This is a genomic window from Pseudoalteromonas rubra, assembly GCF_000967655.1.
Classification (GTDB): Bacteria; Pseudomonadota; Gammaproteobacteria; order Enterobacterales; family Alteromonadaceae; genus Pseudoalteromonas; species Pseudoalteromonas rubra_A.
Window position 1 is genome coordinate 98,704 of record NZ_JXYA01000011.1, and the last position, 16,379, is coordinate 115,082.

The following is a 16,379-nucleotide window of genomic DNA, read 5'->3' on the forward strand; positions in this document are numbered from 1 at the left end:
GTTAAGGGGTCGTCATGACCAATTTTCAGAACCTGGCCAAAATAGGCTGGACACCTTATTTTCAACAACAACTGACACTGCAAGAGTGGAGTGATGCTCATCCGCTACGGATCATCTCGCAGCACAGGTCCTGCATCTCAGTACAAGGCGAAGCGGGGACCTATTCTCTGCCACTCACACCGGCAATGGACGCGCTCGTCGTGGGCGATTGGATCCTGGTTGATAGCGAGCAGCGATATATCAGGCTGCTGGAGCGCTACAGTTGCTTCAAGCGCAAGGCGCCGGGTACGCACGTGGCGTGGCAGTTAATCTCGGCGAACGTTGATACCGCCTTTATATTGTGTGCACTGAATGAAGACTTTAACCTCAGCCGGCTGGAGCGATACCTCGCTCTGGTTCACAGTTCGAGCGCTCAAGCCGTGGTAGTGTTAACCAAATCCGATCAGGTTACGCATGCCGAGCAGGCGCTCGATGCGGTACGTCGGCTTGACGCCGCTTTGGATGTGCTGACTCTGAATACGCACGCCCCCGAGTGCGTTGAACGTTTGTCTCCCTGGCTTAGCGAAGGCCAGACGGTGGTATTACTTGGTTCCTCTGGGGTTGGGAAGTCAACGCTGACAAATACCCTGATGAACACACAGCATCAGCGTACCGGCGGGATCCGAGAGGACGATGGCAAAGGACGCCACACCACCACACATCGAGAGCTGGTGACACTGCCATCGGGCGGATTGTTACTCGATACGCCCGGAATGCGGGAGCTGCAACTCGGTGGTTGCGAGACAGGGATCAGTTCGGCATTTGCTGACATTGAATTGTTGGGTGAGCAATGCCGATTTAATGATTGTCGGCATGAGCAGGAGCCGGGCTGTGCAGTACAAGGCGCGATTGAGTCTGGCGCACTCAGCCAGAGGCGGCTTACCAACTACCTCAAGCTGAACCGGGAAAATGCATTTAACACATCCAGCCTGGCGCAGCGGCGTGCTAAAGAGAAGTCGTTTGGTAAGATGGTGAAGCAGGTGGTGAAAAACAAAGCCCGTTTAAAAGACGGCTAGTTCTGGTTTAAGGTCGTGCCTTTGGCATGACCTTATAATACTTTAAATAGCTCAATTAGTTACATATCTTATCTAAAGGTGCATTATGGCTTTTAAGAACCGCAATGTAAGGCTCTGTCTTTCAGTCCTGTTGCTTGCTGCTGGTATCACAGGCTTGGTTGCTGGGTGTGCAACAACGGATGAGCAAGTGAATAGAGCATCTTTGGTGCATCGTTACACAGATAATCAAAACGGCATAGATGGACTGGATAATGTGCGCCGCCTGTTATTCGATGACACCCGCAGGGTGCTGTACGCGGTCAGTGCGGATGATGACTCTCTGGCTGCGTATCGCGTGGCGGATGATTTATCACTGACTATGCTGGATATGATGTCGGGCAATCAAGCGCACGGCACTTTGGTGGGGGCGTCGGATATGACATTTTCTGGTGCTAACCGAGATATCCAGGTGGTCAGTTTCTATAGTGGCGCGGTTGCGCAGTTTCGTTTGCAGGACAATGGATCGCTGCATTTAGTGTCTTATGTAACCGATAGTATTGATATCCAACGGGTATTTAAGCAAAGTAAGCCCATTTCTGCACAGGAAGATACGCTGGCGCTCTTAGGCCCTTATGCCATTGCCGGTAGTCGCAGTGGGATCAGTTACGTGGCCTCCAATGTGTCGCAGGCTCTGGTCAAAGTAACCTCAACGCAGGGCAAGCTGAATGTGAAACAGATCCTTCGCGCCAGTCAGGTTAAAGCGCTGGCGGGGGCGGTATCGGTTGCCTTGTCACAAGATGAAAGCCAGGTCGCGGTAGCTGGCATGCAGGCGAACCAGGTCGCCATATTCAAGGCGGGGGCCTCTCAGGTACTCACTTTGCAACACACCTTAGGGGATGAACAACACACAACCCTGGCAGAACCCGTGTTTGTGGCGTTTGTGCCGCAAACAGCAGGCTTGATGGTGGCAACGCAATCAGGCGTTTATCATTTCCAGCAGGACCCCGCTGGACGCTTTATGCTGTTTGAGCAGCTCAGTGTTGCCGATCTGCAGTCACTGGCTGGTGTAACGCGCATGGTATTTTCGCCTGACGGACACTGTTTGCTGACATTGTCAGAATCGACTGATCAGGTCAATGTGTTTGCTCGTCAGGCAAACGGGCGTTGGCAGTTTTCTGAGCTGATTCATGTCGCGGGGGCAAAATCGCCAACCTCAGCGGCTTTTCTTTCCCTCACTCAGGTGGCAATTAGTTTCGCAAAAAGCGATATGCTCAGTATCTACGCCAATGTATGTACTTACCAACATGGTGAGCGATAAATCAGCAGCGCGTTTCAGACGCTGGACATAAATTAGTGAAGTACGGCAGATAACCGCATAGAATTTCTATTTTTGAAATAATTCGTCATATTTGTAACAGGTTTTAACGCTTAGAGTGCGGATATTGTCGGGTTTTTGTTGAACTTCATTTCTTTTCCCTGTTAGTCTAGTGCTCTGTGATGATTTGAATTTGTAAAATATTCTTTTTTATTGAAATAATGCCTTGCCAGAGGTAACTTCATTGGCCCTGAGTAATCACTTGGTTTGGCTGATTATCGTCTATCAATTATTGGAAAGTTAACCGCTTTGATTGAATGCCATGTCTTCGCTAAAAGATATTAAACTGACAAAACTCGGAGCATTTGTTCTGGATCTGAGCGATCAGGTTTTATATCGCGATGCTGACGAGGTTGCTATTGAGCCTAAGGTCATGGCGTTATTGCTGTATTTGTACGAAAATCGCGACAGATACGTAAACATCGAAGAGCTGCACCAGGAAGTTTGGTCAGACCGCATTGTGTCTGACACTGCGGTACGCAGTGCAGTCAAAAAACTCAGGCTAATTTTAGGTGATAATGATATCGCCAATGCGCGTTATGTGAAGTCGGTTTCAAAACGTGGCTACAAACTCGTTTGTGAGGTAGCGCCTGTTGATAGTCTTGAGTCAGGCGACGTGCCACCTAACGACGTACTCATCAATGACACATCACCCGGGGACGCTAAAGAGAGTGCGAAACCGAACCCCAATCCAACCTCTGGCGCTTCTGAACTAACTCTCGGGCCTAATAAACCCGCTGGTGAAAGGTGGTTTACTACTTGGCTGGCTTTTGCCATGGTGTTGGCCACGGTCGTGGGTTGGGTAAAGTATGATGCAATTAGCACCTTTATCAAGGAAGCCCAGGTGGTGAAGGTGGCCGATTTAGATCAGGTAACGTCTTTTAATGGTGAAAAGCTGGATCTTTCTGTTTCTATCGATGGTCGTTATGTTGCTTTCAGCGGTCGTACCTCGATACAGGAAGATCGTCAGGTCTATATTTTTGATAGACAAAATGGTACCACCAGGCAGCTAACATATAATGCCGTGAATGTTGTCTCTGTACAGTTTGCTCAGAACGACAAGGTATTGGTGTATGTAGATTTTGTAAACGGAAAGACAGCCTTACGTTTGCTTCCTCTGACTATGGCAGAGCCGGAGCAGGGTCAGATTACCCTGCTTGAAGGTGTTGAGTCTATTGGTTCCCTTTCAGAAGGGCGTCACCCTACTGAAATATTGTTTCCCATGATCCAGGCTGGGGCAGAAGATAGTATGCTTTACGCGCTGGATCTACAGTCTCGCCAATACTCTCGATTATTCACCCTCAGTGAGCCTAATGAAGCTTTGTATGATGTCAGTATTTCTCCAGATTTGAGACACTTAGCTTTGTTAAAAGCAGGCCAGGGACATCATCATGTGGTACTGCTAAACCTGGAAAATAAAGAGCAAACGCTAATATATAGCAGGAAGGCACCGATTCGTAAGGTGGAATGGAAAAATCTGCAAACCCTATTGCTACTGGGCAGAACGGGCCTTATCCAGCTCGACCTGGAGACAGGAGAAGAAATCAAACTGATTGAGGACAAAGAGACATTGTTGCGTGCTATGGATTCGCACAATGGGACCGATATTTTCCTGACTCAACAAGCGTTGACTCGGGCCAATCGTTTGTATCTGGAGCAATCGCTTGGGGCACAGAGCCAGGTTTTGAATGTCATTGATACAGAACCTCAGATTGTAAACATGTACTATGATGACAGCTCTGAAGCGCATAAATGGGTTTTAATCCTGCAAAATGAGACCTTTACAGTAGGTCGGATGTCACTTGATACACGTAAGGTAGACCCTTATTTGGTCAGTAACGAAGTGCTGGAGCTGTTAAACATTTCTCATGCTGCCAAAGGCATACTGCTGAAACAAGGGGGCAAGTTAGCGCTCTTATCTATGGAAAGCAGGGAAGTTGAGTACATCACTTCCTCATCAGAAATAACCAGTGATGCCGTATTTAGTATGGATAACCAGCATATCTACTATGGCGTGAACGTCGCTGGGGCATGGGAAATACAGAGTTACAGTATCGAGACTAAAATGAGCGCTTTACTGCTGCCTAAGTACCGCTCTATCCGCCCGGTTGGCGATGGATATATAGCAGCTAAAGCAACCGCAGGTGATGGCCCACTGTATTACTTCAGTGATTTGGACAGTGAAGCAATCGCCCTTAATCATAAAATTGACTTCAGATATATTTGCCGCTGGTATGTCAGGGGGGATCTTGTTATCTGGAGTACATTTGATTCCCGCAAGACTTACCTTCATACACTTAACTGGCGTACCGGTGAATACAGCCATGATGCACATCGCCTTTACGCATTTTATCCTACCATATCCGCAGATGCCGCTGGCAGCAAAGCCTTGGCCTTATCTGTACAAATAAATGATACCGCTGTTGTCGGAATGACAATAAATCACTAACATAGATCCCTGAAAGAGGTCCCCTTTCTAATAACTATTATTGACCTCTGTTTGTACTTTACCCAATCAAATAAAAGGATCATCATTTTGACTCAAGCAATTAAAAGCATTGCCTATGCGTTGACTGTGGTATGCGCATCAATGACATCGACAACTTCCTTAGCTTCCAATGACGATAATGTAGGCCCAGTCAAAGAGTGTCGCGTAGGGCCTTTCTGCGAATGGCCTGTACAAGGGGCTAATCCGAAGGAATAGCATTGCTATTATTTCTGAATAGAAAAAGAAAATAAGCCTTTGATATAAAGGCTTATTTTTTTGGTTATAAAAAATAGATGTAACAGTTGTTTAGAAAATTGAGATAAGTTTTTATATTTTCATCCGAGTTAGCAACAACCGGGCAGGGATTGATGAAAGGTTGTAACTGAGTTTGCAGTCTGGCGCAGTTTGCCAACACTGTCAGGGAAGATGGTTGACATGCGACAATGTCTCTTGCAAGGAAAGGAAGAGATAAGTACCAAGCGCACAAGGAACGAAAACGCAGTGCTTGGTGTTAGCTCAATAGAAGCCTCAAAATTGGTTTGTTGTCTTTTTCGGGGTTTTTGTTTCACTCCGTGCAACATATAGGCGCAATAACAATAATAACAATAATGTCCAGAGCAACACAGGGAGAGCAACAGGGACAGTGTTGAAAGCGCTGAAGTGAGTGCCTGTCACATGCAGTATCAGCGCTCTGGGGTTTTTTACAAGGATAGATCGATGAGCGTCAGGGAGTGATTGCCGGCGATGCAGTGGTCCTACTGCCACTGCATCGCTGGTCAGATTCATCAATAGCATTAACAGGTTATGCTTGCTGTAACAGGAAAATTGTTTTCCGTACTAAAATAATAATAACAATGTCATCACTATATGTAGGGTTGTCAAACAACAAGTCGTCACAGCTACTCGTCAATACGCCCTAATCGGCGTTCGTTTGTCAGCCCTGTTTTTTCTCGTATCCAGGGATCTGCTCGTGGATCACCTCGTCAATCTGAATGGGTTTCAGGAATTGCCTGGCATACTTCAGATACACTTTTGACTCAACAAAGACGTCAAACAGATCCGGGTCTATGTGATCACCCAGTTTCATTTTTCCCATAATAAATAAGCACTCACTGAGCTTTTTGGCATCTTTATAGGGCCGATCTGCTGCCGTCAGCGCTTCAAAAATATCTGCTATGGCCATGATCCTGGCGGGTATGGACATCTGCTCGCGTGTCAGTCCTCTTGGGTAGCCTGTGCCGTCCATTTTTTCATGATGGCCGCCAGCAAATTCCGGTACGCGACGTAAATGTTTAGGAAAAGGGAGTGCTTCAAGCATTTCCAGCGTGATGTCCATGTGCCGGTTGATGATCTTACGCTCTTCAGTGGTCAATGTGCCGCGCGCTATACTGAGATTATAGACTTCATTGTCAGTCAGTAAGGGGTGCTCTTCTGTGCCGATCCGGACCGACGTTTGCTCGGCGATGCGCTTAACGCGCTGCTGATCTTCTTCACGCATAAACTCACCTCCTATGTTGGCATGACGCAAAAATTGTCGATCTTGCTCTAACTGGGTGAGTTTTTCTTCTAATTCCGCGCTTAGCTGGTTAACCTGTGCTTGTTCATCATCTCGCTCAAAACGAAGTATGCGCTTGGTGTAATCGAGTTCGAGATCCCGCTTTGCCAGCTCAATTCTGGTATCAATCAAGGCGATTCTGTCGTTCACCGACTCCAGTTTGGTGGCTTTATCCATCACATACTCGGGGATGGCAATCTTGCCACAATCGTGTAGCCAGCCTGCTAAAGATAACTCGGCCCTGTCGGCTTCGCTCATTGAGAAGTCAGCCATAGGACCTGATTGTGCGTCGTGCACCGCTTCGGCAATCATCATAGTGAGCTCTGGTACCCGGCGACAGTGACCACCGGTATAGGGGGATTTTTCATCAATGGCTTTCGCTATCAAGCGGGTAAAGGCTTGAAACAGTGTTTCCATACCATCGATCAACTGGCGGTTAGTCAGTGCCACAGCGGCCAGTGCACCAATAGAGCAAATCATCTCCGTTTGCTGCTGAGAAAACGGGACTATTTTGCCTTTACTGTGCGGGTTAATCAGCTGTAATACGCCGTTGAGCTCTTGCTCATGGTTGAGTAACGGGATCGTCAGTACTGACTGAGTGTGGTACCCGGTTTTGGCATCCATTGCCCGCGCCGCCGAAAGGTCATATTCCTCACACTGATAGACGTCGTCTATTTTGATCACCTCGCGTTTTGCCGCAGCCAGTGCGACCAGTGCGCTTTCATTACACAGACCATTTTCCAGATAAATGGGGATGGGAGGGAAGGGGATCGGCTGCTTTGAAGTACCGCCCATATGCATATCCAGAGGACCGTTTATCAGCGTGGCAAACTGCAATTGCATGTCGTCAGATACAGAATAAATTGTACCGCCGTCGGTGGCGCTGAGCTCCATCGCAGAGAGCAGGATGTTTTCCAGCAACCTGTCGGTATCGTGCTCAGATGCCAGCTCAATGGCCAGTTTGAGCAGATGTTGTAGTGCAACTTGCGAGCCTGCCTGCTCAAACTTACTTGCGATGTTTCGAATATGCTGTTCCATAACTCACCTGCTATTTCGATGTATGGGTGTAGCTGCCATCCCACTGCGCACCGGGCGGATTTGCCTGTAATACCAGGATCCGCTCTTTCATTAGCGTATAAATTTTTCGCTCTGGTGCGCGTTCTTTAAGTTTAGTAAAAGCTGACAGTGCCTGCTGCCATTGTTGCGATAAATAAAGTGACCAGGCCTGCTTATGGGCCTCCAGCTCATCGCTTATCTCAGGGGTGATCGTATCTTGGCTACAAATCGGCTCATACACAGTCACGGCCTGGTTTTTACCTTTGACCTTCACCTTATCAATGGGGCGACATATCAGGCCCGGACATTGGGCATGGGTGGTTTCATTGATCAGGATCCCGACGCCATAGAACTTGGTCAGGCCCTCAAGGCGGGAGCCCAGATTAACGGCATCGCCCAGAACGGTATAGGCACGACGATATTCAGAGCCCATATCGCCCACGTTCATATCTCCGGTATTAAGGCCAATGCCAATTTTAAAAGGAGGCAAGGACTGCTCGCGCATTGGGGCCTGGAGCGCCTCCACTTGTTCTTGCATAGCCATGGCACAGCGTACAGCCAGTTCCGGATGTTGTTCAACAGGCAGTGGTGCGTTCCAAAAGGCCATCACCATATCACCGACATATTTGTCTATGGTGCCCTGGTGCTCGAAGATGATCCGCGTAATGGGCGAAAAGTACTGGTTAAGATAAGACTTGAGCCGCCCGGCATCGAGGGATTCTGAGATGGTGGTAAAGGAGCGAATATCGGCAAACAGCACAGTAATATCACGCTTTTCACCTTCCATTGAAACGCTGTCCGGGTTATCCAGCATGGCCTGAATATGGGCCGGTGGCACATATTGGTCAAAGATTGATTTGATCTGGAGCCGCTCCTTGTGTTCCCTAACAAAACCCAGGCTGCCGAGGATCATCGCCTGACTGACTAACATGGCCAGAATGGCAACTTGAGGTAAATCCAGCCTGAGGGCAACCCATAAGTAGATACTCAGTACAATAAATAAGGCGCTCAGGCAGAGTGTAAAGATCGCTATCCCGAGCACCTCGAGTCTGGGCAAAACCAGAACGCACAGAAAGCCCAGTAACAACAACAGCATAATGACGGCGCCATCCATCCAGTTTGGTCTGCTTGGTAACAGCTCCGGAAACACCAGGCCTTCAAGGACATTCGCATGCACTTCCACACCGGGGTATTGCACGCCCACTGGGGTTGTTCGCAGGTCGGCGTGGCCAACGGCAGACGTGCCGACAAACACAATCGCCTGATCAAACAAATCTCTATCAATTTCACCATTCAATACGTCTGCGGCAGAGACATAGGGAAAGCTAAAAGCCGGGCCACGATAGGGCACATTTACCCGGCCATAGTCATCCGTCGGTATCAGTGCAGTACCCAGCCTGATCCCGGCCACACTATGCCCTGTACCAAAGGGCTTAGTGACCACTTCAACCTGCTCGGCCATGGTATAAAGCCGCGCGGCTTCCAGTGCCAGTGCCGGATAGAGCTGCCCCTGATGTCTGGCCAGCAGCATAGAATTGCGAATAAACCCATCGCTGTCGGGCGCGCTGTTAATAAAGCCACTCCCCGGGCTATTTTGCTGTAATTCTGTGACATTGGCGACATGTCCGGCAAAGGACGGAACGGGCAAGGCAGTGGCAGAAATGGTGCTGAAAAATATGGTTTCAGGCAATGTGCCTACCTGGATCTCAGGTTGATGCTCAAACAGCAGGCCAAGTACGGTATCTGTATCCTGAAGACGGCTGGCAAATGCCTCGTCGGCGTCAATGCTCGGTGCCAGAGCGTTTAATGCGTGTGTAACGTCTGGCGTAGCCGCATTGCTGAGGTGCTCCAGCACTTGTTGTGCAGGGTTCAATTCCGGTTCGGAAAACAAGATATCGTAGGCAATCACAGCGACACCAGCATCGGCCAGCTGAGATTGCATGCGTGCCATCACATGACGGCTCCAGGGAAAACGGCCAATTTGTTTCAAACTGGGCTCGTCAATATCGACAATCACGATCGGTAAAAAAGAGCGAGACTGCATAGAGAGTGTTGATTTAAGGCGCAGATCATAACCCAGACCTTCAAGACGTTTCAGTGCATCGCCATAGGGCGAGGCGGGAGACAGAGTCAGCAGTTGCAGCAGGATAAAAAGGGCGATAAGGCAAATGCCGCACAGCCATTGCTGATAGTATTTACGCCACAATCGCGGGAGGCTCATGGCAGAGTCAGTCCCTCGCGTGCCAGAATCGTGGTAAAGGGCCTGTTCTGACGCTTAATATCCGCCGCTATCTGATCCAAGGCTGTGTCACTGCGGTCCGGGTCGTGGCTGATTAAAACAAGGTGCTTCACCGCGCCTTGCTCGGCCAGCAGCAGGGCATCTTTGATGAGGGAATGTCCCCAGCCATGTTTGAGTGGGTAGTCATCCGGTACAAACTGACCATCGTGGATCAAATAATCTGCGCCTTTGACAAAGTCCACCCATTGCTGAAATGAGGTGACAGGCAGGCCAGGTGGATTGAGCTCATTGTCGGTAGCATAGACTACGTCAATGCCGTCAGCGGCTATCCGGTAGGCGCTGCCACCGCCTGGGTGGTTCATTGCGCAGCGTTGAATATCAAAGCACTCGTAGTGCCAGTGGTCCTGAGCCTGCGGCACAACCTGAATGTCAGCCGCTAAAGTGGTGTGCGGCACGGGAAAGTAGCTCCCCAGCATTTGTTTTAAGATGGCGTCCGGGGCGTGCTCTTCGGTGACACCGGGCACTATGGTGATCTGACGCTTGGCAATGTATGCAGGAATAAAAAAGGGAAAGCCCTGAATATGATCCCAGTGGTTGTGGCTCAATAAAATATAGAAAGGCTGGCGGACATGCATCAACTCCTGGCCCAGTACCCTCAGCCCGGTGCCCGCATCCAGAATGATGCGCTTACCGGCGTCGCTCTCAAGGGTGACACACACTGTGTTACCCCCATAGTGCACGGTTGTTGGGCCAGGTGTGGGGGTTGACCCCCGCACACCATAAAACTTTATTTTCATACCTAACCCTTTGGTGACGTTTAACTTACTTTGTCACTGTTGAACTACCTGGCCGGCTTGTAAACTCACCCTGGCGGGAGACGACTGCTGTATCACAAAGACAAACTCTGTACTGCTGCTTTGTTGTAGTACCGTTTTCAGCTCGCCACTAACTGTGCTACTGAACAACTGGGCGCCATCCTCATCAAAGCTGGTATCCCAGCTACCTGGTGATTCGCTCAGAAGTAACTGTCCAACATATAAAGCGTTAGAGCTGCTGGATTGGGCAAACAATAATAATTTGCCGTTGCTATCTATCCAGGCCTGATGCAGTCGCACTGTTTCACCTGACAGTTGCTCAAACTTAAGCACACCACCATCGGCAAAGCTGGTATCGAGTGCCCCGGAGCTGGTCACCCGCACTACAAAGTTACTGTTCCCCGCGTAGCCAAAGACAATAAAACCCTGGCTGGCATCGACCACCGATCCTTTCAGGGTGATGTCATCTCCCGCGCTCAGGCCAATATCCAGCAAGGCCAGGCCGTCTGTACCAAAGCTGGTATCGGGTGTGCCTGTCACGCTGGCCTTGGCAAGCAGCAACTGCGGCGGTGTGGGTCCCGGCTGGCTCTGACCAACGCCAACCAAGGCGCTCCCTACAGTATGGATCATAGATACTTTGTGTGCATTGGCGCTGCAACTGGGTATACCAGGAATGGTGTATGGGAAGAAATTAGACAAGGCTCCTGAACTGGAAATGATAAAGGCCTTGCTGTGGGTGTAGCAGCTGGTTATGGCCTGACCAAGGGCCAGAATATCCCCACTTGGTAGTATCGTCAGCTGAGTGAGGTCTAGAGCTGTGGCTTCAGCCTGGTAGTCGCTGGCCTTCAGGCTCAACACACCGCTACTGGCAAAGCTACTATCGAGCGCACCTAGGTTACTGAACTTGACTAGCGTAGCCATCGCCTGTTCATCACCTGCCGATACAGACACGGTGCCCGAAGCGCTCAGTAAAACAGACCCATCGCTGTTTTCGTTAAGTGCGCCAACAGTGGAACTGGACATGAGACCCATGGTGGTTAACGGCACTGTGGATACTAGGCCCAGGTTGGCAAAGGAATTGCTCCTTTGCCCGATATTATCCAATTTCAGTACATAGGGCACGGCCTGTGGGGTGCTTTGCCAGTTGTTGGCCTGACCGCTGAGTAGAAGATGATCCAGTGACCCACTAAATGTGGAGGATTGTCCAGCGACAAATTCCTCATCACGACGCCCAACACTGACAGTGCGCTGACCAAAGGACCCAAAGTTCTGGTTCAGCTCTGCTGCTGTCGTCACTTCACCCAGCCAGTGTTCTGACAGGTAATTGTTACCCAGGTAGGTAAACTTCTGGCCAGCGAACAACAGTCCACCTTGTGTTTCGAGTAAATTGAATGCCTTCAGCCCGGTACCGTGGTAGATGCTGAAACCATTGCTGCCCGGCAGCCAGTTGGTGTCTATCTCACCATTAAGTCCCACCTTGACCACTTGCACAACCTGATCATTACCAAAGATGCTGCGCTGAAGGCCGAGGTAATAGGTGTCACTGTCTGCAACTATACCGATACCGGAAGCGCTATAGTCTGATATGTCGTTGGCTGAATCTGCCGGAAGTTCGCTGAGCTGATAGACGCGCTTGCCAGTGCCCGCAAATGCGCTATCCAGCACACCGTCCATGGTTAATTGCAGCAAATATGCAGAGCGCACTTCACCGGATTCATCAAGTGTTGTCAGCCCTGTGACCAGCAGCGTGTTACTGTCCTTCACTAGTACATGGCGGGTAGTGTCATTAAATGCACTGCCATCTGGTACGCTATCTGGTACATCGGTAATGTTGATTTGTAACAAGCCACCCTCCTGGAAGCTGGTATCCGGTGCCAGAGTGCTGCGTGTGAGGCGCATTAGCATCACGTCCTCACCTGTTTCGGTCGACGTGATCTCGCCGTATACCAGGTAATCACTGGATGGTAAGGTAACCATGCCGCGTGCATATTTGGTGGGTGTTTCTGCCAGACTTTGGGTTGCAGAGACTTCGCCTTGTGCCGTGATCCTGGATAGCGTGACTGTGCCTGAGGTGGCAGTGCTGGTGGCGCTGATATTACTCAGGACAGTGACTGTTTCATTGTCTTCCAGCGCAATGGCAACCGGGGTCACAAAGACATTGCTGCCCAGCGGTAACGTCATATAACCATTACCATTGGCATAACTGGTATCCAAAGTACCGTTACCCAGTAAACGGAACAGCAATAACTGCTGCGAACTGACCGTTTCATTTGGTTCTGCGAAGCTGACATACCCGGCGACATAAATACGCCCTTGATCGTCGATGGTTGCAACTTTTGCCCAAACATCATGAGGTATGCCGTCAATGACGATACCGAAGTCACTGTCAAAGTTACCCGATACGGCAAAGCCATTATCCGGCTGGCCATTACTGAGCTGTCTGCTGACGTACGCACGATGGATATTGCGTTTGGCTGTATCATTATAATGACCTACGGCTCCGACACTCACTAACTTGCCATCGCTTTGTAAAATTGTCTGCCCCGGGCTATGGAACTCAAGGCTGGCATTTAGCGCTAATGTTAAGCTGCCATCATTGCCAAATTCACTGCGCTTAGTCGCAACGTAACGCGGTGCGGACTGGGTAACAACAATACTGATCTCGCTTTCGGCGCAGAGCTGGGGTGTGCCCAAGTCACAGACGGTGACCGTCAGCACATAGGTTTGTGCGCCATTGCTGGCAAGTTGTTCGGCATCGGCCACGGTGACTTTACCCGCGCTATCAACTGAGAACAGCGCTGCATTAGTACCAGACAGCTGATAGCTGAGGGTGTCGCCATCCGGATCTGAGGCACTGATCTGCAAAACCAGCGCTCCGTTGCTGATATTGGTCTCTATCTCTGCCGACCCGGGCTCCACAGAAGGCGCGTAGTTTTTGTCGCTCACGGTGATGGTGACCGTCGCAACGTTGGAAATTTCGCCTAGGTCGTTGCTCACCACGTAACTAAAACTATCACTGCCTACGAAGTTAAATTGGGGGGCGTAAAAGGCTATGCCATTGGCTGAATCTATTAAGGCACTGCCATGGGACGGTTCAATAACAATCATAATGCTATTGATCAGCAGATCGCGTCCTTTGGCCAGATCATTGTTCAGGATGGAGATGCCCACATCCTCATTTTTGTCGGTTTGCGCACTGTCATTCACGGCCACCGGGGTGGTATCCGGGGTCGTGATGGTGACGGTCACGGTGGCGGTGTTAGAGAATGCGCCCAGGTCGTCCTGAACACGATAGGTAAAGGTGTCTTCCCCTTCAGAAGTACCGGTATGAATATAGGTAATTGTCCCGTTGCTACTGACCTCTGTGCTACCCATTTGCGGGCTTTGTACTATTTCGACGGTGCCAGCTTGCACTGTGCCATCGGTGTCACTGTCGTTATCTAGCACTGCGATGGTAACGGATTGGGCAACTTCGACGGAGGCGCTATCGTTGCTGGCTACGGGGGCCATATTCAGTCGCTCAACCGTGATAGTCACCGTTGCCGCGTTAGATACACTGCCTTCATTGTCCTGTACCTGATAAGTGAAAGTATCACTGCCCGAGAAGCCACTATTTGGGGTGTAAATAAAGCCACCCAGGCTTACCGTATCGAGTGCCACACTGCCGTTTTCTGGTGCCGTCACCACGTTCAGGCTGTTGTAGTTCAGGCTGCCATCGCTGTCGCTGTCGTTGGCCAGCACATCTATGGTAACTGGCCTCTCTTGCTGTGTTGTTGCGCTGTCATCTGCGGCGACCGGGGCGATATTGTCTCCCGTCACTTCAATAAACACATTCGCGATATTAGAAACGGCGCCCAGATCATCCTTAATTTGGTAGGTAAAGCTGTCACTGCCGCGATAGTCGGCGTCACTTTGGTAGATAAAATGGGTATTGTCGCTGCTCAGGCTGACGCTGCCATGGCTGGGCCCTTCAACCAGGGCCAGGCTGGTCAGGTCCAGGCTACCGTCAATATCCTGATCATTGGCTGCCACCAAAACGCTGATGGATTGTCCCTGTGCCACTGTCACACTGTCGTCGCTGGCCAGCGGCGCGTCATTCACCGCAATAACTTCAATTATCACAAATGCTTGTACGCTGGCTGTGCCATCGTCTATCTGATATACAAAATAGTCTTGTCCGTAACTGTTCTGCTGCGGGGTGTAGCGAAAACTGCCCGTTTCACTGAGCTCCAGCGTGCCCATGTTGGGCTGTTCAATAATTGATAAAGCAAGCGGATCGTCATCGGCGTCGCTGTCGTTTTCCAGCACACCGGGGAGCTCGACAAACAGCTGCTCGTCTTCGTTGGTTTGGTAGGTGTCATTCACAGCAACCGGAGGGAAGTTACTGACTTCGGTTTCGATAAGCAGCGTGATGGTGGCCGTGTTTGAGCCGCCATTGCCATCCTCTACCCGGTATTCAAAGCTGTCTGTGCCAGTAAACTCCGGCTCGGGTTGGTAGCTAAAACTGCCATCCGAATTGAGTGTCAGCGTTCCATGTTGCACATCCGTCACTGGGGTGGTGTTCACCGTGAGTGTATCACCATCGAAGTCGAAGTCATTGACCAGTAACCCTGTGCCGCTGACGGTCAGTACGCTGTTTTGTGCCAGTGCATAGTGATTAGCAAAAGCGATGGGATCCTGATTGACACGTTCAATCAGTAAACTGACCTCGGCCTCGGCAGTTACCCCTTGGCTGTTGTTGATGCGATAGCGAAAGCTGTCTGTGCCAAAAAAGGCCTCCCGGGGTACATAGGTAAAGCGGCCGTCGGCAAACAGCGTCACGGTGCCGTTTTGCGGAGCCCGTACTGGTGTGGTGACCAGTGTCAGTGGCGTCAGGCCATTGGCGTTATCATTGCTAAGCAGGTTGCCTGAAATAGACTCAAATTGTACGCCACTAAAGCTGTCTGTAACGGCCACCGGGGTGATTAGATTGGTGGCTGCCAGCATCCGTGATTCGCTAAAAGCGCTTTCACCGCTGCCATCTATGCCGGTGATCCGGGTGTAGTAGTGTTTTTGTGGGTCCAGGCCGCTAAAGGTATGGGAGGAGTCAGTCAGGGCTATGACCCGCTGAGCGCCCGGCAAGGTGGTAATGGCGCGTACATCATCAATGGGCGACTCTGCCAGATACGCGTTATAGCGCAACAAGCTGGGCAATGGCTGCCAGTCGAGCGCTGCATTGCCGTCACTGCGTGGGGTGCTGTTAAATGCGATGCTGCGTGGTAACCAGGTAATTTGTTGGGTGGCAACGGTGCTCAGGTTGCCGCCATTGTCTTCTACCCAGACCTGCAATTGCAGGCTGCCGGGCTGTTGTGAGAAGTTGGCCGGGTTGACCCCTGTTTCAGTAAATGCGAATGGATCGCTGCAATTACCATCGCACAAAACCTGTGCCTGTTGCGCGTTTTCAAAGCCAAGCAGCACCCGGCTTACCCCATCGGGATCAGTAATGGCATCCAGAGAGACGGTCAGGTTGCCCCGGTAGGTGCGCTGATTATCGGGGAAAAGGACTGTGCCGGTGCCATTGACGAATTGCGTATTGACTACCTGACGGGCGGCCAGGTTACGGTTAGCAAATCTGGCCTGATAGTCAAAAGGGATCAGATTGGCTTGGCCTGATGGCGCATCTGGTTGCTGATCGCTGTGATCTTGTGCTGCAGGTGTGTCTGCATCAGGGGTTGCTGATATGGTGGTTGTCTTGTCACCATCGCCTGAACAACCCGTTAACAGCCCAGTGCAAAGTAGCGTCAGAATGCCCAGTTGGTGTAATTGCGAGCGCTTCAT

At 50.4% G+C, this 16,379-nt stretch carries 7 protein-coding genes; 3 read left to right on the top strand and 4 right to left on the bottom strand.

What is annotated here, in order from left to right; genetic code table 11:
* The first annotated feature begins 14 nt into the window (after positions 1-14).
* The 3 genes from rsgA (at position 15) to TW77_RS24170 (ending at position 4,858) form a co-directional block, all read left to right on the top strand.
* Positions 15-1,055, top strand: coding sequence for a ribosome small subunit-dependent GTPase A (gene rsgA, locus TW77_RS06460; protein ID WP_046004147.1), 1,041 nt, complete (start codon positions 15-17; stop codon positions 1,053-1,055).
* An 85-nt stretch (positions 1,056-1,140) separates the two neighbouring features.
* Positions 1,141-2,352 carry a hypothetical protein gene (locus TW77_RS25750; RefSeq protein ID WP_046004148.1) on the top strand — a complete coding sequence of 404 codons (1,212 nt, stop codon included), beginning with the start codon at positions 1,141-1,143 and terminating at the stop codon, positions 2,350-2,352.
* A 319-nt stretch (positions 2,353-2,671) separates the two neighbouring features.
* On the top strand, positions 2,672-4,858 hold the full coding sequence (locus tag TW77_RS24170; RefSeq protein WP_052713077.1) for a winged helix-turn-helix domain-containing protein: 2,187 nt from the start codon (positions 2,672-2,674) through the stop codon (positions 4,856-4,858).
* A 973-nt stretch (positions 4,859-5,831) separates the two neighbouring features.
* Here TW77_RS24170 and TW77_RS06475 read toward each other — a convergent pair.
* The 4 genes from TW77_RS06475 to TW77_RS06490 are packed head-to-tail and all read right to left on the bottom strand — an operon-like array spanning position 5,832 to position 16,379.
* Positions 5,832-7,490 carry a GAF and HD-GYP domain-containing protein gene (locus tag TW77_RS06475; RefSeq protein WP_046004149.1) on the bottom strand — a complete coding sequence of 553 codons (1,659 nt, stop codon included), beginning with the start codon at positions 7,488-7,490 and terminating at the stop codon, positions 5,832-5,834.
* 10 nt (positions 7,491-7,500) lie between these two features.
* A complete protein-coding gene (locus tag TW77_RS06480; RefSeq protein WP_046004150.1) occupies positions 7,501-9,729 on the bottom strand; it encodes a CHASE2 domain-containing protein in 2,229 nt (742 codons plus the stop codon).
* A complete protein-coding gene (locus tag TW77_RS06485; RefSeq protein WP_046004151.1) occupies positions 9,726-10,544 on the bottom strand; it encodes an MBL fold metallo-hydrolase in 819 nt (272 codons plus the stop codon). Before TW77_RS06485 ends, TW77_RS06480 begins: the two co-directional genes overlap by 4 nt.
* Before the next feature lie 33 nt (positions 10,545-10,577).
* A complete protein-coding gene (locus TW77_RS06490) occupies positions 10,578-16,379 on the bottom strand; it encodes an Ig-like domain-containing protein (RefSeq protein ID WP_046004152.1) in 5,802 nt (1,933 codons plus the stop codon).

Bases quoted from the DNA above. Each gene is read 5' to 3' on its own strand.
- rsgA (WP_046004147.1), top strand. From the start codon at position 15: ATGACCAATTTTCAGAACCTGGCCAAAATAGGCTGGACACCTTATTTT.
- TW77_RS25750 (WP_046004148.1), top strand. From the start codon at position 1,141: ATGGCTTTTAAGAACCGCAATGTAAGGCTCTGTCTTTCAGTCCTGTTG.
- TW77_RS24170 (WP_052713077.1), top strand. From the start codon at position 2,672: ATGTCTTCGCTAAAAGATATTAAACTGACAAAACTCGGAGCATTTGTT.
- TW77_RS06475 (WP_046004149.1), bottom strand. From the start codon at position 7,490: ATGGAACAGCATATTCGAAACATCGCAAGTAAGTTTGAGCAGGCAGGC.
- TW77_RS06480 (WP_046004150.1), bottom strand. From the start codon at position 9,729: ATGAGCCTCCCGCGATTGTGGCGTAAATACTATCAGCAATGGCTGTGC.
- TW77_RS06485 (WP_046004151.1), bottom strand. From the start codon at position 10,544: ATGAAAATAAAGTTTTATGGTGTGCGGGGGTCAACCCCCACACCTGGC.
- TW77_RS06490 (WP_046004152.1), bottom strand. From the start codon at position 16,379: ATGAAGCGCTCGCAATTACACCAACTGGGCATTCTGACGCTACTTTGC.